This window comes from Promicromonospora sp. NPDC057138 (assembly GCF_042670845.1).
In the GTDB taxonomy this organism is placed as follows: domain Bacteria; phylum Actinomycetota; class Actinomycetes; order Actinomycetales; family Cellulomonadaceae; genus Promicromonospora.
In genome coordinates this window covers 114,141-133,069 of record NZ_JBHUUX010000003.1, presented here as the reverse complement: position 1 = coordinate 133,069, position 18,929 = coordinate 114,141, and the positions used below count along the sequence as shown (strand labels likewise).

Below are 18,929 nucleotides of genomic sequence, written 5' to 3'. Positions count from 1 at the left end.
TACCCAGCACTCAGCTGGTCTCAGGGGGCGATGGTGAGGGTCGTGATGCGGTCGTTGGCGAGCGTGTAGTGGTAGCGGAGGTCGACGACGCAGGCTCGGCGCCTGGGTGGTCGAGCACGCCCTCGCGGTGGACGGCCCGGTGCACGAGGCCTACCTGGTCACCCCTGCCGACACCCCGGACCGGGCCGCATGGCGCACGGAGATCGGCTGGCCGGTCTTCCGCCTGACCTGACCCCCTCGCTGAGTGCTGGCTATTTGTCGTTCTGCGGCGCCGAAACCCACAAATAGCCAGCACTCAGCGGATGGGGCGTTCGAGGCGGATGACCACCGACTTCGACGCCGGGGTGTTGCTGCCCTCGGCCGTGTGGTCCAGGGGGACCAGGACGTTGGTCTCCGGGAAGTAGGCCGCCGCGCAGCCGCGCGCCGTCGGGAACGCGATGACGCGGAATCCGGGCGCTCGGCGCTCCTCGACCCTGCCCTCCGCCGTCGGCCACTCGCTGACCAGGTCCACCGTGTCGCCGTCGGCGAAACCGAGGGCCGTCAGGTCCTCGGGGCTGACGAACACGACGCGCCGACCGCCCTTCACGCCGCGGTACCGGTCGTCGAGGCCGTAGACGGTGGTGTTGAACTGGTCGTGCGAGCGGACCGTCTGGAGCAGCAGCCGGCCCTCCGGCACCTGGACCACCTCGAGCTCGTTCACCGTGAAGTTGGCCTTGCCGGTCGACGTCGGGAACTGGCGGGCGTCGCGCGGCGGGTGGGGCAGCACGAAGCCGCCGGGCTCGGCGACCCGCCGCTCGAAGTCCTCGAAGCCAGGCACCACGCGCGAGATCGAGTCGCGGACGCGCGAGTAGTCGTCGGCGAACTCCTCCCACGGCGTCGGGTCCTCGGGGCCGAGCACGCGGCGCGCCAGGTCGCAGAGGATGGCGGTCTCGCCGCGCAGGGAGTCCGACGCGGGGGCGAGCGACCCTCGGGACGTGTGCACCACGCTCATCGAGTCCTCGACGGTCACCACCTGTTCGCGGCCTGCCCGGACGTCGCGCTCGGTGCGGCCGAGGCACGGCAGGACCAGCGACCGCTTGCCGGGCAGGACGTGCGAGCGGTTGAGCTTGGTCGAGACGTGCACGGTGAGCGGGACCTCCCGCAGCGCGGCCTCGGTGACGGCGCTGTCCGGCGTCGCGGCGGCGAAGTTGCCGCCGACCGCCATGAACACCTTGAGGTGCCCGTCGCGCAGGGCCCGCACCGTGTCGACGACGTCGTACCCGTGGGCGCGCGGCGGCTCGAAGCCGAACTCCGTGCCGAGCGCGTCGAGGAACGCCTCGGTGGGCCGCTCCCAGATGCCCATGGTGCGGTCACCCTGCACGTTGCTGTGCCCGCGTACCGGGCAGGCGCCCGCACCCGGCCGGCCGACGTTCCCGCGCAGCAGCAGGAAGCTCACCACCTCGCGGATGGTCGCCACCGCCTGCTTGTGCTGGGTCAGGCCCATCGCCCAGCAGACGATGACCTTGTCGGCGGCCAGGACGTCGCCCACGAAGTCCTCGATCTCGGACCACTCCAGCCCGGTGGCCTGCTCGACGTCGGACCGCTTGACCGCCCGCCAGGCGGCCGACGCCTCGGCGAAGCCGGAGGTGTGCTCGGCGATGAACTCGTGGTCCAGGACGCCCGGGTGGCCGGCGGTGCGGGAGTCGTCGTCGGCCTCCAGGAGCAGTCGGTTGACCGCCTGGAAGAGGGCCAGGTCGCCGGCGAGGCGGATCTGCAGGAACCGGTCGGCGAGCTTCGTGCCGTGCCCGACCACGCCGCGCACTCGCTGCGGGTTCTTGAAGGTCTGCAGCCCGGCCTCGGGCAGGGGGTTGATCGCCACGATCCGCGCCCCGCGGTCCTTGGCCTGCTCGAGCGCGGTGAGCATGCGGGGATGGTTGGTCCCGGGATTCTGCCCGACGACGACGATCAGGTCCGCGTGGTCGGTGATGTCCTCCAGCGACACGCTGCCCTTGCCGATGCCCAGCGTCTCCGTCAGCGCCGTGCCCGACGACTCGTGGCACATGTTCGAGCAGTCCGGCATGTTGTTCGTGCCGAGCTTGCGCGCGAGGAGCTGGTAGACGAACGCGGCCTCGTTGCTGGTGCGTCCGGACGTGTAGAAGGCCGCCTCGTCCGGCGAGTCCAGGCCGCGCAGCTCCGTGGCGACCAGGTCGAGGGCCTCGTCCCAGGACACCGGGCGGTAGTGGTCGGCGCCCTCGTCACGCAGCATCGGCTCGGTGAGGCGCCCCGACTTGCCCAACCGGTGGTCGGTCCAGGTGGCCAGCTCGGAGATCGCGTGCTCGGCGAAGAACGCCGCGTCCGCGCGCTTGCGGGTGGACTCCTCGGCGACTGCCTTCGCGCCGTTCTCGCAGAACTCCGCGATGTGCGGCTTGCCCGGCTCGGGCCAGGCACACCCGGGGCAGTCGAAGCCGCGGTGCTGGTTGAGCAGGGGCAGGGTGCGCAGGCCGCGCGCGACGCCCGCCTCGTCGAGGACGTGGGCCAGGCCATGCACCACCCCCGGCACGCCGGCGGCGCTGCGCTTCGGCGGGCCGATGCGGAGGGTCTTCTCGGGGGCTTCGGTGCGGGCCTCGTCGCTCACGTCGGTCACGTGTGCGACCCTACGCCGGTCTCACCCGCGTGTGGAGAGCGCGCGATGGCGCCCACCGTCGAGGGAGCGTTAACTGAAATTGTCTGCGGACGACCCGTCCCCGGGCCGTCCGGTCACCCCATCCGCTCCTCAGGAGGCACACCATGGGACAGGCACGCGAGTTGATGAACCGGGTCACCGAGGCGGTTGTCGCCGGCGACCTCGACGCGTTGCGCGAGGTCTACGACGAGGACGTCGTCGTCACCACGCCGGACGCAGGGACACTGCACGGCATCGAGGCATTCATCGAATGGAACAGGGCATTCGTCGGCGCGTTCTCCGAGCGCGACTACCACTCCGAGCGGGAGCTGGAAACCGGTGAGAGTGCCATCGATCAGGGCGAGTTCATCGGAACCCATACCGGCCCGATGGAGCTACCCGACGGAACCAGCCTTCCGCCGACCGGCAAGCAGATCCGGATGCGGGGCGCCGACATCGCCACGGTCTCGGACGGAAAGATCGTCCGGCACGACTTCTACTTCGACCAGGCCGACCTGGCCGCCCAGCTCGGGGTGGCTCCGTAGCTCCGACAACCTGACGCGGCTGCTGATCGTCGCGGGCCTGGGCACATACGGCCCGGACGGATCGCTCGTCCGGGGTGGGAGACTGGCGGAATGGGAGTCGTCACCGACCGCCGGCCTGTGGTCCGTGTCCGCGAAGGCACACGCGCCGCACGCCCGGACACGCTCGCCGTCGAGGAACCGCTGATGGTCCGGCTGGTCGAACCCGGGCCGGCGGGGGGAAGCAGCGCGCTGACCCTGACGATGCGGACGCCCGGCGACGACTTCGACCTCGTGGCCGGCTGGCTCGTCTCGGAGGGGGCCGTCGCGGCGGCGTCGGACATCGTGGCGATGCGGCTGTGCCCCGACGAGGACAACACGGTCGAGGTCGCGCTCGCGCGCGGCGTCGAGCCCCCGCGGCAGCGGGCCTTCGCGACGACCAGCGCGTGCGGGGTCTGTGGGTCGGACACCGTCGTGGAGGTGCGGGCCGGGCTGCGCTGGCCGGTCGCGAGCGACCCGGTCACGGTCAGCGCGGACGTGATCGCGGCCCTGCCGGACCTGCTGCGCGAGCGCCAGCGCGCCTTCGACCGGACGGGCGGCCTGCACGCTGCCGGCCTGTTCACGGCCGACGGCGAGCCGCTGTACGTGCGGGAGGACGTCGGCCGACACAACGCCGTCGACAAGGTGGTCGGAGCGGCGCTGCGCGACGGCGCCCTGCCCGCTGCCGGGACGGTGCTCCAGGTCAGCGGGCGGGCGTCGTTCGAGCTGGTGCAGAAGGCGGCGCGGGCCGGGATCCCGGTGCTGTCCGCGATCTCTGCGCCGTCCACCCTCGCCGTGGACCTGGCCGACGAGTGCGGCCTGACCCTGCTCGGGTTCGTGCGCGGCGACTCGATGAACGTCTACACCTGGGCGGACCGGGTGCGGTGAGTCAGCAGCTGGCGCGGTTCAGCTGTACGTACCAGACGGGGTTGTAGTTGATCGGGTAGTACTGGCTTCCTCCGGCGGGGTTGTAGCAGCCCAGGATCTCGGGGATGCTGCCGCCGTCGAACGTGACGACCGCGGCGCCGTCGGTCTGGGCGTTCTGGATCCAGCTCGTCCCGCTCCAGGCGAACCCCTGCAGCGAATACGTGCCGTAGTTGAAGAGCTTCCACGTGTACCACTTCTGGATGCTGCTGTTCAGCTCCTTGATGGTGTGCAGGCACGCGTAGCCACTGGGGCAGCGCGGGAGGGCGTCGGGGGTCTGCTGACCTCGGGGAAGGGTGGTGGCCGTCGGGCTGACGAGGCCACCCGACGGCGTGTACACGCGGGGGTTGTACACGACCTGCGGTGAGACTCCGCCGTCCGTCGTGGCGGGGCCCTGGCCGCCGTCGGAGGCCAGCGCCGCCGGGGAGCCGCCGAGGACGCAGAGGAGCGTCAGCAGCAGCCCCGACAGCGCGGCGAGTGTTCGTTTCTGGGGAGACATCGGATCTTCCGTCCTGCCCCGCGCCCACGACGCCCGACCCCGTGCCGGGCGCTGCGCGGAACACTCCGAACCTTGGTACGGGTGTCCCGCGCGCGCGACGACGTTCGACAGTCGGCGAAACTCGCCGCGCGGCGGCCGAAACACTCCTCCGCGATGTATCAGACCGGGCGCCGGCGCCTCAGCCCGCGAGGCGCGCGTGGCGCGCGAGGAACGCCGCCGCGGTGTCCAGGGCCCGCGCCGCCGTCGGCTCCGTGGCGTGCGCGTGCTGGAAGACGTGCGCGCTGCCGGGGTAGGTCTCCAGGGTGACCTCGACGTCGGCGGCCGCGGCGCGCGCGGCGAGGCGCGTGGAGTCGTCGAGCAGCACCTCGTGCGAGCCGACCTGGAGCAGGAGCGGCGGCAGCCCGCGCAGGTCGCCGAGCAGCGGGCTCGCGAGGGGGTTGCGGGAGTCCGCGCCGTCGGGCAGGTACGCGTCGGCGTACTCCCCGATGTCGGACGCGTCGAAGACCGGGTCGACGCTCTCCTTGCCGGTGAGGCTGGCGCCGGACAGCGTCAGGTCGAACCAGCCCGAGAAGGCGACCAGCCCGGCGGGCAGCGGGAGCCCGGCGTCGCGGGCGGCCAGCAGCGTCGCCAGGGCGAGGCCGCCGCCGGCGGAGTCGCCCGCGAGGACGACGCGGGCGGGGTCGACGTCGTCGAGCAGCGCCCGGTAGGCGGCCAGCGCGTCGTCCGGTGCCGCGGGGAACTGGTGCTCCGGGGCGAGGCGGTAGTCGAGCGACAGTGCGCGCAGGCCCGCCCGGGCGGCGAGCGCGGCGGTGAGGGGGACGCCGGTGCGGGCGGTCCCGATCAGGTAGCCGCCGCCGTGCAGGTAGAGCAGGACGCCGGAGTCGTCGTCGGCCTGCGGCACGGCGACCTCCAGCGCCGGGACGCCGCCGAGGGCGGTCTCGGTCACCCGGGTGCCGTCCGGGATCGGCATCCGCCCGAACGACGCGTAGAAGGTACGAAGCTCGGCGAGCGAGTTCTGGTCCATGGTTTTCCTCCGTGCGCGAAGATAGATTCCATGGAAGCCAAACAAGATTCCCAGGAATCTATTCCGGCCGGGTTCGAGCATGCGCAGCTGCTCGACGACCTCGTCCGCGTGGAGGTCCGGCTCTACACCCTGCTGGACGCGCGGCTGCGCGCCGGGCACGGCCACGGGCTCGGCCGGCTCGACCTGCTCCGCACGATCGCGGAGGTCCCGGACTGCCGGGTCTCCGACGTCGTCCGCCGCCTCGGCATCACCGTGGGCGCGGCGAGCAAGGGGGTCGAGCGGCAGGTGCGCGACGGCCTGGTGCGCCGGGACGCCAACCCCGAGGACGGCCGGTCCTCGTTCCTCGCCCTCACTCCCGCAGGGCGGCAGGTCCTGGACGACGCGCTGCCCACGCTCGACCGCGAGGTCGCGGCGGTGCTGCAGGGCACGGGTGTGCCCGACGGCGACCTTGCCCACCTCGCGCGGGTCCTCGCGTCGGTGCGGGGCGCGCTGGAGGCGGGGAGTGCAGGGCCGCAGTCCTGAAGGTCAGCTCGTGAAGAGCGGGATGACGCTGCGGACGGTCTGGAACAGGCCGTACGCCAGTGGCACCGTCACTACCAGCCAGGTGACGACCAGGCGCGGGACCTGGTTCGACGTCGGCTCCGGGGCCGGCAGCGCGGCCTCCTCAGTGGTCTGCTCCGGCATGGTCACACCTTTCCATCGGCGAACGCGTCGGCGGAGGCGGCGGGCTCGTGGAACCGCGCGGCGACGGGCCGGACCAGGATGTTGGCCACGAACCCGACCGCGAGCACGCCCACCATGGTGAACAGCGCGGGCCGGTAGTCGGCCGCGACCAGCTCGCCCGGCGTCCCCTGCGCGTCCAGGAACCCGTTGATGATCAGCGGCCCGGCGATGCCCGCTGCCGACCACGCGGTGAGCAGCCGGCCGTGGATGGCGCCCACCTGGAAGGTGCCGAACAGGTCGCGCAGGTAGGCGGGGATCGTGGCGAAGCCCCCGCCGTAGAACGACAGGATGACGGCGGCGACGAGCACGAAGATCGCCGTGGAGGCGTGGCCCACGGTGGCCAGCAGCACGTACAGGACCATCCCGACGCCCAGGTACATGACGTAGGTCGGCTTGCGGCCGATGTAGTCCGACGTCGACGACCACACGAAGCGGCCGGCCATGTTGAACAGGGACAGGAACGCGACGAACCCGGCCGCCGTCGTCGGCGCGACCGAGGAGATAACGCCGTCGCGGAAGAAGTCCTGGATCATCGGCGCGGCCTGCTCCAGGATGCCGATGCCCGCCGTGACGTTGCAGAACAGGACCGTCCACAGGAACCAGAACTGCGGGGTCCGGATGGCGTTCGCCGCGGACACGTTCGCGGCCGACACCATCGGCTTGGCCGCCACCGCGGCGGCGTCGAAGCCCGCGGGCGACCAGCCGGGCGGTGGCACCTTGACCGTGAACACGCCCAGCATCATCACGAGGAAGTACGCGATGCCCAGGGTCACGAACAGGGAGGTGACGGCGCTGCCGGAGGCGACGGAGGTGGGGTCGGCGGGGTCGTAGCCGCCGTCGTAGGCCGCCATGAGCTGCCGGGACAGCGGCGAGGCGACGAGCGCGCCGCCGCCGAAGCCCATGATGGCCATACCCGTGGCCAGGCCCGGCCGGTCCGGGAACCACTTGATCAGCGTGGACACCGGCGAGATGTAGCCGATGCCGAGCCCGATCCCGCCGATGAAGCCGTACCCGAGATAGACCAGCCAGAGCTGCGACGTCGCGATGCCGAGCGCCCCGATGAGGAACCCGGAGGCCCAGAAGCAGGCGGAGGTGAACATCGCCGCGCGCGGCCCGGCGCGCTCCACCCAGGTCCCCAGCACGGCGGCCGACAGGCCGAGCATGACGATGGCGATGGAGAAGATGACGCCGATCGCCGTGAGGCTCGAGTCGAAGTGGGCCACCAGCGCGTTCTTGTAGACGCTGGTGGCATAGGCCTGGCCGATGCACAGATGGATGGCGAGCGCGGCGGGCGGGATGAGCCACCTGCTGTAGCCGGGCTTGGCCACCGTGTGCTCGCGGTCGAGGAACGACAGCGCCACGGAGCACCTCCTCGTGCTGGGGGGATCCGGCCGCCGGAGTGCGGTTTCACCCGTTTTGTGCGCACGCTACTGGCGGTCGGTGCCCGGGTCAATGGTCGACGGCGGTCGCGCCCGGACCTGTCGGCAGGCGCTCGCGCGGTCAGTGCTGCGGGCTGCGCACGGCCGCCAGGAACAGCGGGATGCCGGTCTCGGTGTGGGCGATCCGGAGCAGGTACGGGCGGTACGTCCGGGTGACTCGTGGGCCTGACACGCGCGGGTGGAGGCGACAAGTGTCAGTGGCTCCGGGCACAATCTGTCCCGACCTTCTAGAAGTGAGGTAAGGGACAGTGGCAAGTATCAATCGGCGGATCGCCGACGAGCTGGGCGTTCGGGAGGGGCAGGTGACGGCCGCGGTCGACCTGCTCGACGGCGGGGCGACGGTGCCGTTCATCGCCCGCTACCGCAAGGAGGTCACGGGCACGCTCGACGACGCGCAGCTGCGCACCCTCGAGGAGCGGCTGCGGTACCTGCGCGAGCTGGAGGAGCGGCGCGCGGCGATCCTGGCGTCGGTGCAGGAGCAGGGCAAGCTCACGGACGAGCTGCGCGCCCAGATCCTGTCCGCGGAGACCAAGTCGCGCCTGGAGGACATCTACCTCCCCTTCAAGCCGAAGCGGCGCACCAAGGCGCAGATCGCGCGCGAGGCCGGCCTGGAGCCGCTCGCCCTTGCGCTGCTCGGCGACCCGTCGCTCGACCCGACGGCGGCCGCCGGCCCGTACGTGGACGCCGACAAGGGCGTGGCGGACCCGGCGGCGGCGCTCGACGGAGCCCGCGCGATCCTCGTGGAACGCATGGGTGAGGACGCCGATCTGATCGGCACGCTGCGCGAGCGGCTCTGGAAGCGGGGCCGCATGCTGTCCGCCGTCCGCGACGGGGCGCAGGACAAGGGCGCCAAGTTCTCCGACTACTTCGAGTTCGCCGAGGCCCTGTCCAGCCTGCCGTCCCACCGCGTGCTCGCCCTCTTCCGCGGCGAGAAGGAGGACGTGCTGGACCTGACGATCGAGCCCGAGGAGGGCATCGAGGCCGGCGTGCCGACGTCGTACGAGGCCACGATCGCGCACCAGTTCGACATCGCGAACCAGGGCCGCCCGGCCGACCGCTGGCTCGCCGACACGGTGCGCTGGGCGTGGCGCACCAAGATCCTGGTGCACCTCGGCATCGACGTGCGGCTGCGGCTGCGTTCGGAGGCGGAGGACGAGGCGGTGCGCGTCTTCGCGGCCAACCTGCGGGACCTGCTGCTGGCCGCGCCGGCCGGCACGCGGGCCACGATGGGGCTCGACCCGGGTCTGCGTACGGGCGTGAAGGTCGCCGTCGTGGACGCCACCGGCAAGGTCGTGGAGCACGCGACGATCTACCCGCACGCCCCCGCGAACCGCTGGGACGAGTCGCTGGCGGTGCTGGCGCGCCTTGCCAAGAAGCACGACGTCGACCTCGTGGCGATCGGCAACGGGACGGCGTCGCGCGAGACCGAGCGCCTGGCGGCCGACCTCATGAAGAAGGCGCCCGAGCTGGGCCTGACCAAGGCGATCGTGTCGGAGGCCGGCGCGTCGGTGTACTCGGCGTCCGCCTACGCGAGCGCGGAGCTGCCCGAGCTCGACGTGTCCATCCGCGGGGCGGTCTCCATCGCGCGCCGGCTGCAGGACCCGCTGGCCGAGCTCGTGAAGATCGACCCGAAGTCGATCGGTGTGGGCCAGTACCAGCACGACATCACCGAGACGAAGCTGTCGCGCTCGCTGGACGCCGTCGTGGAGGACTGCGTGAACGGCGTCGGCGTGGACCTGAACACCGCCTCCGTGCCGCTGCTGTCGCGGGTCTCGGGCATCACGTCGACGCTGGCCGAGAACATCGTGTCCTTCCGCGACGCCAATGGCCCGTACTCGTCGCGTGCCGCGCTCAAGGGTGTGCCGCGGTTGGGACCCAAGGCGTTCGAGCAGTGCGCGGGCTTCCTCAAGGTCTCGGGTGGCGCCGAGCCCCTGGACGCCTCCTCGGTGCACCCCGAGGCGTACCCGCTGGCGCGGCGGATCGTGACGGCGTCGGGCGCCGACGTGCAGGCGCTCATCGGCAACGGCGGCGCGCTGCGCACGCTGCGGCCCACCGAGTTCGTGGACGACACGTTCGGTCTGCCGACGGTGACCGACATCTTCGCCGAGCTGGAGAAGCCCGGCCGCGACCCGCGCCCGGCGTTCACGACGGCGTCCTTCGCGGACGGCGTCGAGACGCTCGGCGACCTGGTGCCCGGCATGGTGCTGGAGGGGCAGGTCACCAATGTCGCGGCGTTCGGCGCCTTCATCGACATCGGTGTGCACCAGGACGGGCTCGTGCACGTCTCGGCGATGTCGAAGAACTTCGTCAGCGACCCGCGCGAGGTGGTGAAGTCGGGCGACATCGTCAAGGTGAAGGTCATGGACGTGGACCTGCAGCGCAAGCGCGTCTCGCTGACGCTGCGCCTGGACGACGAGGTCGGTGCCGCCCCCGGTGGGCGGACCTCCGGCGGCTCGCGCTCTGGTGGGCCGGGAGCCAGCGGGCAGGGCTCGGGCGGGCAGGGCGGCGGCGACGGCTCGGGCGGGCGGCGTGGTGGACGCCAGGGCGGCGACGGCGGGGGCCGTGGGCGCGGCCAGGGCGGTCAGGGCCGAGGTGGGCAGGGCGGGGGACAGGGTCGCGGTCGCCCGCCCGCGGACACCGCGATGGCGGACGCGCTCCGGAAGGCCGGCCTGGCCTGAGCGGTGGCGCCCGCCGCCGTCCGGAACCTTCCGACAGATGATGTGCAGACGGGTGAGCCAGCCCGAGCGGATGCTACTTGGCCATGGTTCTCTAGACGTCCATGAGCAACAGGAAAGTGTCCGATGAGCATGCCGACCCGTACGACGTCGTGCTCTACGTAGCGGCCGACGGCAGCCGTCCGGTTGAGGTGTTCCTGGACGGCTGCCCTCCCTCCGTCCAGAACCGCATCAGCGCCGTCGTGGTGGCCGTCGCGGAAGCGCCTCCGCGTAGCGGCGGGTCGTTATGCGGCGCCGCTTGTCGCGGTGGCGCTGGTGCCCAGCATGGGGTGGGTCATCTCCACTTTTTCGGTCTCGTTCATCGGTACGAGCTCGACCTTGAGTCCGAGGGCGGCGGCTACCTCTGCAACGGTGGTCAATGTCGGGTTGCTGGTCGTGGCAGTCAGGAGACGGCGAACCACAGACGCATCCGAACCGATGGCGCGGGCCAGGGCGGCCTTCGAGAGGCCAACGGCGGTCCGTTGCTCGTCCAGCGCGTTGACGACGGTGTCGACGGTGCGGATGCGGGCGAGCTCGGCTGCGAACGCGCGGGCTTGCTCGGGGTCGGTCATGCGTGCTTCGTGGCGATCCCAGAAGGCTCCGGTGCGGGCCATGGCCATGGTTCCTCTCGGCAGGGCGTCGATCACAGTGTGGCATAAATGCCACACTCCGTCGAGATGGCGCTGGTGACGGTCATCATCGTGATGTGATGACGACATGGCTGCTTCTGAGGAACTGTTCGACGTCATCGTCGTCGGTGGCGGGCCGGTGGGCGAGAACGCGGCAGACCGCGCGTCGCGCACCGGCCTTTCCGTCGCCCTGGTCGAGTCCGAGCTGGTGGGCGGTGAATGCTCCTACTGGGCGTGCATGCCGTCGAAGACGCTGCTGCGCGCGGGCGCCGTCCGCGCGACCGTGCAGGACACGCCGGGCCTGAGCGACCCGGGCGCGCCCGACGTCGCTGCGGTCCTGGCCCGGCGCGACGAGGTCACCAAGGACTGGGACGACGCCGGGCAGGCCTCCTGGGTCGAGAGTGCCGGCCTCACGCTCGTGCGCGGGCATGGCCGCCTGGCCGGCGAGCGGCTCGTCGAGGTGACGGTGCCGCAGGAGGGCCCGGCCGACGGCGGTGCCGACAGCGAAACCGATTCCGGAGCGGGCCTGGCGGAGGCCGAGTCGGGGGATCAGCAGACCCGCCTCCTGAGGGCCCGGCACGCCGTGATCATCGCGACCGGCAGCGTGCCCGTGCTGCCCGACGTCCCGGGGCTGGCAGAGGCCTCGCCCTGGTCGAGCCGCGAGGCGACGTCGGCCGATGCGATCCCCGAGTCCCTCGTGGTCGTCGGGGGCGGAGTCGTCGGCGTCGAGATGGCGAACGCCTATGCCGACCTCGGCGCCCAGGTCACGCTGCTGGCCCGGCACGGCCTGCTGTCCGGCGCCGAGCCGTTCGCGGGGGAGATGGTCGCGGACGCGCTGGGGAAGCGCGGCGTGGACGTCCGGACGGGCGTCGACGTCCGCTCGGTCGAGCGGCCCGGTGCCGGCGCCGAGAGCGGGGCCGCAGGCCCCGTGACCGTCACACTGTCCGACGGCGGGCGGGTCACCGCCGCCGAGATCCTCGTGGCCACGGGGCGCGTGCCACGCACCGGGGACGTGGGCCTGGAGAGCATCGGCCTGGACCAGGGGTCGCTGGGCCGCGCGGGAGCGCTCGTCGTCAACGAGTCGCTGGAGGTCACGGCTGCTCCCGGCAGCTGGCTGTACGCGTGCGGCGACGTGACCGGCCGCGCATCGACCACGCACCAGGGCAAGTACGAGGGCCGTATCGTCGGCGACGTGGTGGCCGCCCGCTACGGCACGGAGGCCGGGGACCGGGCACCGACCACGGGCGAGGCCGCTCCCGCCGTCGGGCAGGAGGGAAGGAAATGGTCGCGGTATGCCGCGACCGCCGACCACGCGGCGCGCGTCCAGGTGGTGTTCACGCATCCGCAGGTCAGCTGGGTGGGGCCGACGGAGCACGAGGCGCGCTCGGCAGGTATCCCCGTGGAGGCCGTGTCGTACGACCTGTCCTGGATGTCCGGCGCGACCGTGGCGGGGCCGGGCTACTCGGGCCGCGCCCAGGTGCTCGTCGACACGCAACGGCGGGTCCTCGTGGGCGCCACCTTCGTCGGGCCCGACGCCGGGGAGATGCTGCACGCGGCGACGATCGCCGTCGTCGGCGAGGTGCCGCTGGACCGTCTGTGGCACGCGGTGCCCGCCTACCCCACGGTCAGCGAGGTCTGGCTCCGCTTCCTGGAGTCCTACGGCCTGTAGTACCGAGCCGTTGAGTGCTGGGTATTTGCGCTGCTGATCCTCGTTTCAGCACAAATAGCCAGCACTCAACGGTTGGTCACTCGGTGGGGGTGAGGGAGCCGTCCGAGCTGAAGACCAGGCCGAGGGTGACCTCGCCCTGCTGGAGTGCCGACTTGGTCAGCGGGCCGCCGGCGTCGAGCGAGCGGAACTCCGCGAACTCCAGGCCGTAGGTCTCCTCGAGGCCCGGCTGGCAGAACGGGCGCTCCGTGCACTCCGGCGGGCCGCCGAGCACCAGGCCGCCGCAGGCTTCGGCGAGCTCGCTGAGCGAGGTGAGGCTGTGCTCGTCGGCGAAGGCCTTGGTCACGGCGAACGCGTTCTGGTCCTGCGCGGGGGAGGGCTCGCCGAACACGAGTCCGACCTCCTCGCCCAGGGGCTTCAGCCCCTCCACGGTGGCGTCGAGGTCGCTGCTGGCCACCGGCTCGGCGTCGGCCCCGTTGACGTCCTTGTTGATGAACTCGGTGAGCGTGCCCACGTACTCGGGGATCACCTGGACCTGCTTGCCGTCCTCCAGCGCGGGCAGGTAGGTCTCGCGGTTGCCGATGGTCGTGACCGAGGCGTCGTACCCGGCCGCGTTCAGCACGGTCGCGTAGATGGTGCCGAGCGTGGCGCTCTCGGCGAAGTCGGCGGCGCCGATGACGATCTCGCCGCTGCCGCTCTGCTCGGGGCTGTCGAGCCCGGCGTCGGCCACGAACTCCTCCGCGACCTCCTTGGAGGTGCGGCGGTCGACGTCCACCGCCTTGTTCAGGCCGATGAGCGTGTCGGTGTCCAGCGCCGCGGACACGGTGTCGAGGAGGGGGATCAGCGTGTCGTCGCCCTCGATCGCGGCGGCGTTGACCGCAGGGATGATGTTGTCGACGGTCTGCAGCTGCTTGTCGTCCTCGAGCACCACCAGCTCGTCGCCCGGGACGGCCTCGCAGGCGGCGACGCTGCTGCCACCCGTCGAGGTGCTGCCACCATTCCCTCCGGCGGAGCCCGGCGCGCCACAGGCGGTGAGGAAGGCGAGGCTGGCGACGGCGGCCGCCGCGCCGAGCGCCCGGGGCAGGGACACGTGCGTACGGGGGAACTTCATCGAATGACTCCGAACCTGGGTGACGTACAACTGTTCTACGGCTTCGATCTGTCCCATTCGACCCCGCCGAGCCGACGATGGCAAGGGGTAAACCCGCTCGTGAGAATCTCGTTACATTCGGCGCAGCGGCGCCGGGGTGGCCAGGTGCTGCCCGACGGCGAGCACGCCGTCGATCGCGAGGCAGAGCACCGCGACGATGACCCCGCCCGCGAGCACCTCGCCGTACCGTTGCGTGCCCATGCCGAAGGCGATGATCTGGCCCAGGCCGCCGCCGCCGGCGAGCGCCGCGAGCGGGATGGTGGCCACGACCTGCACGATGGTGGTCCGCACCCCCGCGGAGACGAGGGTGGTGGCGAGCGGCAGCTCGACCTGCGTGAGGATGCGGCCGCCGCTCATGCCCATGCCGCGGGCCGCGTCGCGGGCGTCGGGGTCGGCGCCCCGCACGCCCTCGTACGTGTTCACCAGGAGCACCGGCACGGCGAAGAACGCCGCGGCGATCACGGTGGCCGTGTTGCCGAACAGCCCGGTCGCGGCGAGCAGCAGGATGATGCCGAGCGTGGGCAGCGCCCGGGAGGCGTTGGTGAGCCAGACGACGAGGCCGGCTCCCCGCCTGCTGTGCCCCAGCCAGGCGCCGACCGGGATCGCGACCGCGGCGGCCGCGCCGACGGCGATGGCGGTCATGAGCAGGTGCTCGCCGGCCAGCTCGAGGATGCCGCCGGGCTCGGTCCAGGTCAGCGGGTCGTTGAGCCACACGAGGGCTTCTTCGATGACGCCGGTAGGGGCGGTCATGCGGTCCTCCTGCGCAGCCAGGGGGTCAGGGCTCTGCCGGCCGCCCAGAGGGCGAGGTCCAGCACGAGGGCGAGCAGGATCGTCGCCAGGGTGGCGGCCATGATCTCGGCCCGGTAGGAGTTGTTGCGGAAGCCCTGGAACATGATCTGCCCGAGCCCGCCGTATCCGACCACGACGCCGACGGTCACCAGCGCGACGCTGGACACCGTGGCCAGCCGCAGCCCGGCGATGATGCTCGGCAGCGCGCTCGGCATGGCCACCTGGACGAGCAGCCGGCCCGACCCGTAGCCCAGGCCGCGGCCGGCGTCGAGGACGGCGGGGTCTACGGTGGCGAGCCCGGCCACCGTGTTGCGCAGGATGATGAGCAGCGCGTAGACGACCAGGCCCACGAGGACGGGCACGCGGCCGATCCCGAGCGCCGGCGTCAGGATCGCGAACAGGGCCAGCGACGGCACCGTGTACAGGACGGCCGCTGTGCCGAGCACCGGCCCGGACAGCCACCGGTACCGGGAGACGAGCGCCCCCAGCGGGATGGCGATGGCCGCGGAGATCGCGACGGCCTCGATCGTCACGCCGGCGTGCTCGACCGTGCGTTCCCACAGCACAGGGGCGTTGTCGACCACGTAGGACCAGGAGAACCAGGGGTTGCCGGGCATGCCTTAGACCGTACCGTGGGTGACCCGGTAGGTTCGACGACATGGCTGCCCGCACCGTGATCGAGCTGGACAACGTCCGTAAGGCGTACGCGGACGGCACCGTCGCCGTCGAAGGACTGAGCCTCGCCGTGCGCGAGCACGAGGTGCTCGCGCTCGTCGGCCCGTCGGGCTGCGGAAAGTCCACCACGCTACGCATGGTGAACCGCCTGGTGGAGCTGACGTCGGGCCGCATACTGCTCGACGGCGAGGACGTCACGACCACCGATCCCGTGGCCCTGCGCCGCCGGATCGGCTACGTGATCCAGAACGTCGGGCTGTTCCCGCACCGCACCGTCGAGGCGAACATCGCGACGGTGCCCGGCCTGCTCGGCTGGGACCGCAGGCGCACGCGGGCGCGGGTATCGGAGCTGCTGGACCTGGTGGGCCTGCCCGCCGCCACCTACGCCAAGCGATACCCCCACGAGCTGTCCGGCGGCGAGCGCCAGCGCATCGGCGTGGCCCGCGCGCTCGCCACCGACCCGCCGGTGCTGCTGATGGACGAGCCGTTCGGCGCCGTCGACCCGGAGTTCCGGCGGCACCTGCAGGCGGAGTTCCAGCGCATCCAGCACGAGACCGGGACCACCGTGATCCTCGTGACGCACGACATCGACGAGGCGGCGCGCCTCGGCGACCGGATCGCCGTCCTGTCCCGCGGTGGGGTGCTCGAGCAGGTGGCGAGCCCGCTCGCGGTCCTGGCCCACCCGGCGTCGGAACGCGTGCGGGACTTCACCGGCGAGGGCGCGGCCTCCCGCATGCTCGCGCTCGCGAGCCTGCAGACCGCCGACCTGGAGGGTGCGGAGCGGATAGTCGAGCCCGCGCCGGCGCCCGTACGGCTGGGCGCGCGCCTCACGGACGCGTTCGAGGCGGTGGCGGCGCTGCCGGGCTCGGCGATGGGCCGGGTGCCGGTCGTGGGGGAGTCGGGCGACGTCGTCGGCTCGCTCACCGCCGACGGGATCCTCGGCGCGCTGCGCCGGGCCGCGGATGCGGCGGCCGACGACCCGGGTGTCGAGTCCGCCCCGGACGTGGAGGAGGCCCAGGACGTGGAGGACGTCCACGGCGTGGAGGACGCGACGGATGGCGTGCCCGGCCGCGAGCCGGCGGTCTGACTGTGACGGACGCCGCGTTTCGCCGGGCGCCCAGGCCGGGACCTCGCGGAACGGGTCCCGATAGTCTCGGTGCGTGACCAACGCCCGCGTAGCCCTCGCGACCTGCTCCCAGCTGCCCGACCTCGACACGGACGACGTGCCGCTGATCGCCGCCCTGGCGCAGCGTGGCGTGACGGCAGAACCTGCCGTGTGGGACGACCCCGCAGTGGACTGGTCCGCCTACGACCTCGTCCTGGTCCGCTCCACCTGGGACTACTCGCCGCGTCACGACGAGTTCCTCGCGTGGGCGCGCTCCCTGCCCAAGGTGGCCAACTCCGCCGACGTCATCGAGTGGAACACCGACAAGCGCTACCTGCGTGAGCTCGAGGCCGCCGGGATCCCCGTGATCCCCACGATCTGGCTCGACCCCGCCCGGCACCTGTCCAAGCGCGCCGTGCACACCCGCATGCCCGCCTTCGGCGACTTCGTGGTCAAGCCCGTCGTCAGCGCCGGAGCGCAGAGCACGGGCCGCTACCAGCCGGTGTCCGCGGAGTCGCGCGGCAAGGCCATCGCGCACGCCACCCGCCTGCTCGACGACGGCCGCTGGGTCATGATCCAGCCCTACGTCACCTCGGTCGACACCGCCGGCGAGACGTGCCTCGTCTTCATCGACGGCGAGCTCACCCATGCTGTGCGGAAGAACGCGCTGCTCACCGGTCCCGCCGAGGACACCGGCGAGCTGTACGCCGAGGAGGAGAAGGAGGCGTTCGAGGCCACCCCCGCCCAGATCGACGTGGCGGAGCGGGCGCTCGCGGTGGCGCGGAGCGCGACCGGCGCGGACCTCACCTACGCGCGCGTCGACCTCGTCTCGGGCGACGACGGCATCCCGATGGTGATCGAGCTGGAGCTCACCGAGCCGTCGCTGTGGATGAAGTACGGCACGGGCGTCGAGGGCAAGCTCGCCGACGCCGTCGTGAAGCTGCTGGGCTGATCACGGCTTGCGGCCCGCCAGTCCATTCAGGGCCGGCGGCCCGCAAGTCCATTCAGGGCCGGCGGCCCGCCAGGACACAGAACTCGTTGCCCTCGGGGTCCGCGAGCACTACCCAGCTCTCCTCGCCGGTCTGGCCGACGTCGGCGTGCCGCGCGCCCAGGTCGAGCAGGCGGCGGACCTCCTCGTCCTGGTCCCGGTCGGTCGGGTTGACGTCGAGGTGGACCCGGTTCTTGACGGTCTTGCCCTCGGGCACCCGCGCGAACGTCAGCGTCGGCGGAACGGGGCCGATCCGGGCCTTGCCCTCGGGCACCGCGGGGGAGCCGATCGAGACCAGCCCGTCTTCCTCCTCCCGCACCTCGTAGCCCAGGACCGAGCACCAGAACTGGGCGAGGGCCTGGGGATCGGCGCAGTCGATCGCGAGCTCGGTGAACTTGCTGGCCACGTCAGGACCTCCCTTGGTCGTACGCAAAAGGGCCCCTCGCCTGTGCGAGGGGCCCTTGCGTATGGGGTGAGCGACGGGACTTGAACCCGCGGCCCTCGCGACCACAACGCGATGCTCTACCAGCTGAGCTACGCCCACCATGTTCGCCGATCGTGGACCGGCGGCCGTCGAAAAGCATACATGGTCGGTGGCCGCGGACCGAACTCAAATCTACGGGGCGAGCTGCTTCGTGACGGACGTCTCTGCCACCTGCTGCGCCGCGGCCCGTGCGGTCGCCGTGTCGGGGCCGGGCTGGGCGGGGAACAGGACCTCGCGGTAGTAGCGCAGCTCGTCGATCGACTCGAGGATGTCGGCCAGCGCGCGGTGCCCGCCGCCCTTCTTGGGCGACGCGAAGTAGACGCGCGGGTACCAGCGCCGCGCGAGCTCCTTGATCGACGAGACGTCGACGATCCGGTAGTGCAGGTGCGCCACCAGCTCGGGCATGTGCAGGTCGAGGAACGTCTTGTCCGTGCCGACGGAGTTGCCGGCCAGCGGCGCCTTGCGCGGCTCGGGCACCCACTCGCGGACGTAGGCCAGGATCTGGGCCTGCGCCTCCTCGAGGGTCAGGCCGTCGTCGAGCTCGTCGAGCAGGCCGGACGTGGTGTGCATGGTGCGCACGAAGTCGTTCATCTGCTCCAGCGCCTCGGCGGGAGGCTTGACGAGGACATCGACACCGGTGCCCAGGACGTTGAGTTCGGAGTCCGTGACGATGGCCGCGACCTCGACGAGCGCGTCGGCGCGCAGGTCCAGGCCCGTCATCTCGCAGTCGATCCAGACGATGCGCTCGTTGGGGTTGGGAAGGCTCACGCGGCTCAGCCTATTCGGTCCGGGGGTGCGGGGTGACGCGGGGTGCGGTGCGCCGGTCACTCCTGAGGTCCGTTCAACAGGCCCAGGGCTACCGCAACGGGCGGTTCGATGGCCTCCTGGAGCCTGCTGAACGGGAGTCAGCTCGGGCAGC

The 18,929-nt window shown here is 71.9% G+C and carries 19 protein-coding genes and 1 tRNA gene; 8 read left to right on the top strand and 12 right to left on the bottom strand.

Going from position 1 to position 18,929, the window contains the following annotated elements:
* The first annotated feature begins 106 nt into the window (after positions 1 to 106).
* Complete coding sequence (locus ACFT2C_RS03630) at positions 107 to 232, top strand: hypothetical protein (protein WP_377205646.1); 126 nt, start codon at positions 107 to 109, stop codon at positions 230 to 232.
* A gap of 63 nt (positions 233 to 295) precedes the next feature.
* On the opposite strand, the gene ACFT2C_RS03625 is transcribed toward ACFT2C_RS03630, so the two are convergent.
* Complete coding sequence (locus ACFT2C_RS03625; RefSeq protein ID WP_377205645.1) at positions 296 to 2,623, bottom strand: FdhF/YdeP family oxidoreductase; 2,328 nt, start codon at positions 2,621 to 2,623, stop codon at positions 296 to 298.
* 143 nt (positions 2,624 to 2,766) lie between these two features.
* Here ACFT2C_RS03625 and ACFT2C_RS03620 point away from each other — a divergent pair, with 143 nt between their 5' ends.
* Both ACFT2C_RS03620 and fdhD read left to right on the top strand, forming a co-directional pair.
* On the top strand, positions 2,767 to 3,186 hold the full coding sequence (locus tag ACFT2C_RS03620) for an ester cyclase (protein ID WP_377205644.1): 420 nt from the start codon (positions 2,767 to 2,769) through the stop codon (positions 3,184 to 3,186).
* Between the two features lie 90 nt (positions 3,187 to 3,276).
* On the top strand, positions 3,277 to 4,089 hold the full coding sequence (fdhD, locus tag ACFT2C_RS03615) for a formate dehydrogenase accessory sulfurtransferase FdhD (RefSeq protein WP_377205643.1): 813 nt from the start codon (positions 3,277 to 3,279) through the stop codon (positions 4,087 to 4,089).
* 1 nt (position 4,090) lies between these two features.
* Here the strand turns inward: fdhD and ACFT2C_RS03610 are convergent, their stop codons facing one another.
* Positions 4,091 to 4,624, bottom strand: a complete 534-nt coding sequence (locus tag ACFT2C_RS03610) for a hypothetical protein (RefSeq protein ID WP_377205642.1) — start codon at positions 4,622 to 4,624, stop codon at positions 4,091 to 4,093.
* A 178-nt stretch (positions 4,625 to 4,802) separates the two neighbouring features.
* Positions 4,803 to 5,648 (bottom strand): alpha/beta hydrolase fold domain-containing protein, encoded by an 846-nt coding sequence (locus ACFT2C_RS03605; protein WP_377205641.1) that lies wholly within the window; start codon positions 5,646 to 5,648, stop codon positions 4,803 to 4,805.
* A 30-nt stretch (positions 5,649 to 5,678) separates the two neighbouring features.
* On the opposite strand from ACFT2C_RS03605, the gene ACFT2C_RS03600 reads away from it, so the two are divergent.
* Entirely contained in the window at positions 5,679 to 6,170 is a 492-nt protein-coding gene (locus tag ACFT2C_RS03600; protein ID WP_377205640.1) for a MarR family winged helix-turn-helix transcriptional regulator, read from the top strand.
* A 3-nt stretch (positions 6,171 to 6,173) separates the two neighbouring features.
* On the opposite strand, the gene ACFT2C_RS03595 is transcribed toward ACFT2C_RS03600, so the two are convergent.
* Positions 6,174 to 6,332: a hypothetical protein gene (locus ACFT2C_RS03595; protein ID WP_377205639.1), complete on the bottom strand. Its 159-nt coding sequence runs from the start codon at positions 6,330 to 6,332 to the stop codon at positions 6,174 to 6,176.
* Positions 6,333 to 6,334: 2 nt separating this feature from the next.
* Entirely contained in the window at positions 6,335 to 7,726 is a 1,392-nt protein-coding gene (locus tag ACFT2C_RS03590) for an OFA family MFS transporter (RefSeq protein ID WP_377205716.1), read from the bottom strand.
* Positions 7,727 to 8,058: 332 nt separating this feature from the next.
* Between ACFT2C_RS03590 and ACFT2C_RS03585 the strand changes: the two genes are divergently transcribed.
* Positions 8,059 to 10,488: a Tex family protein gene (locus ACFT2C_RS03585; RefSeq protein ID WP_377205638.1), complete on the top strand. Its 2,430-nt coding sequence runs from the start codon at positions 8,059 to 8,061 to the stop codon at positions 10,486 to 10,488.
* 281 nt (positions 10,489 to 10,769) lie between these two features.
* Here ACFT2C_RS03585 and ACFT2C_RS03580 read toward each other — a convergent pair whose 3' ends face one another.
* Positions 10,770 to 11,243, bottom strand: coding sequence for a helix-turn-helix domain-containing protein (locus ACFT2C_RS03580; protein WP_377205637.1), 474 nt, complete (start codon positions 11,241 to 11,243; stop codon positions 10,770 to 10,772).
* Here ACFT2C_RS03580 and ACFT2C_RS03575 point away from each other — a divergent pair.
* The gene (locus ACFT2C_RS03575; RefSeq protein WP_377205636.1) at positions 11,242 to 12,822 is read left to right on the top strand and encodes a dihydrolipoyl dehydrogenase family protein; all 1,581 of its coding nucleotides are present in this window, start codon (positions 11,242 to 11,244) and stop codon (positions 12,820 to 12,822) included. The two genes, ACFT2C_RS03580 and ACFT2C_RS03575, sit on opposite strands and share 2 nt — an antisense overlap.
* 76 nt (positions 12,823 to 12,898) lie before the next feature.
* On the opposite strand, the gene ACFT2C_RS03570 is transcribed toward ACFT2C_RS03575, so the two are convergent.
* The 3 genes from ACFT2C_RS03570 to ACFT2C_RS03560 form a co-directional block, all read right to left on the bottom strand.
* Positions 12,899 to 13,930, bottom strand: a complete 1,032-nt coding sequence (locus ACFT2C_RS03570) for a glycine betaine ABC transporter substrate-binding protein (protein ID WP_377205635.1) — start codon at positions 13,928 to 13,930, stop codon at positions 12,899 to 12,901.
* A 111-nt stretch (positions 13,931 to 14,041) separates the two neighbouring features.
* Positions 14,042 to 14,719 (bottom strand): ABC transporter permease, encoded by a 678-nt coding sequence (locus ACFT2C_RS03565; RefSeq protein WP_377205634.1) that lies wholly within the window; start codon positions 14,717 to 14,719, stop codon positions 14,042 to 14,044.
* A complete protein-coding gene (locus tag ACFT2C_RS03560; protein WP_377205633.1) occupies positions 14,716 to 15,375 on the bottom strand; it encodes an ABC transporter permease in 660 nt (219 codons plus the stop codon). Before ACFT2C_RS03560 ends, ACFT2C_RS03565 begins: the two co-directional genes overlap by 4 nt.
* 41 nt (positions 15,376 to 15,416) lie before the next feature.
* Here ACFT2C_RS03560 and ACFT2C_RS03555 point away from each other — a divergent pair, with 41 nt between their 5' ends.
* Positions 15,417 to 16,520, top strand: a complete 1,104-nt coding sequence (locus ACFT2C_RS03555; protein WP_377205632.1) for an ABC transporter ATP-binding protein — start codon at positions 15,417 to 15,419, stop codon at positions 16,518 to 16,520.
* Positions 16,521 to 16,593: 73 nt separating this feature from the next.
* Entirely contained in the window at positions 16,594 to 17,490 is an 897-nt protein-coding gene (locus ACFT2C_RS03550; protein ID WP_377205631.1) for a RimK family alpha-L-glutamate ligase, read from the top strand.
* 52 nt (positions 17,491 to 17,542) lie between these two features.
* Here the strand turns inward: ACFT2C_RS03550 and ACFT2C_RS03545 are convergent, their stop codons facing one another.
* From ACFT2C_RS03545 to orn, 3 genes are all read right to left on the bottom strand, one after another.
* A complete protein-coding gene (locus ACFT2C_RS03545) occupies positions 17,543 to 17,932 on the bottom strand; it encodes a VOC family protein (protein WP_377205630.1) in 390 nt (129 codons plus the stop codon).
* A gap of 62 nt (positions 17,933 to 17,994) precedes the next feature.
* Positions 17,995 to 18,070 (bottom strand) — tRNA-His (locus tag ACFT2C_RS03540).
* A gap of 72 nt (positions 18,071 to 18,142) precedes the next feature.
* Entirely contained in the window at positions 18,143 to 18,778 is a 636-nt protein-coding gene (gene orn, locus ACFT2C_RS03535) for an oligoribonuclease (RefSeq protein WP_377205629.1), read from the bottom strand.
* Between the last annotated feature and the right edge of the window lie 151 nt (positions 18,779 to 18,929).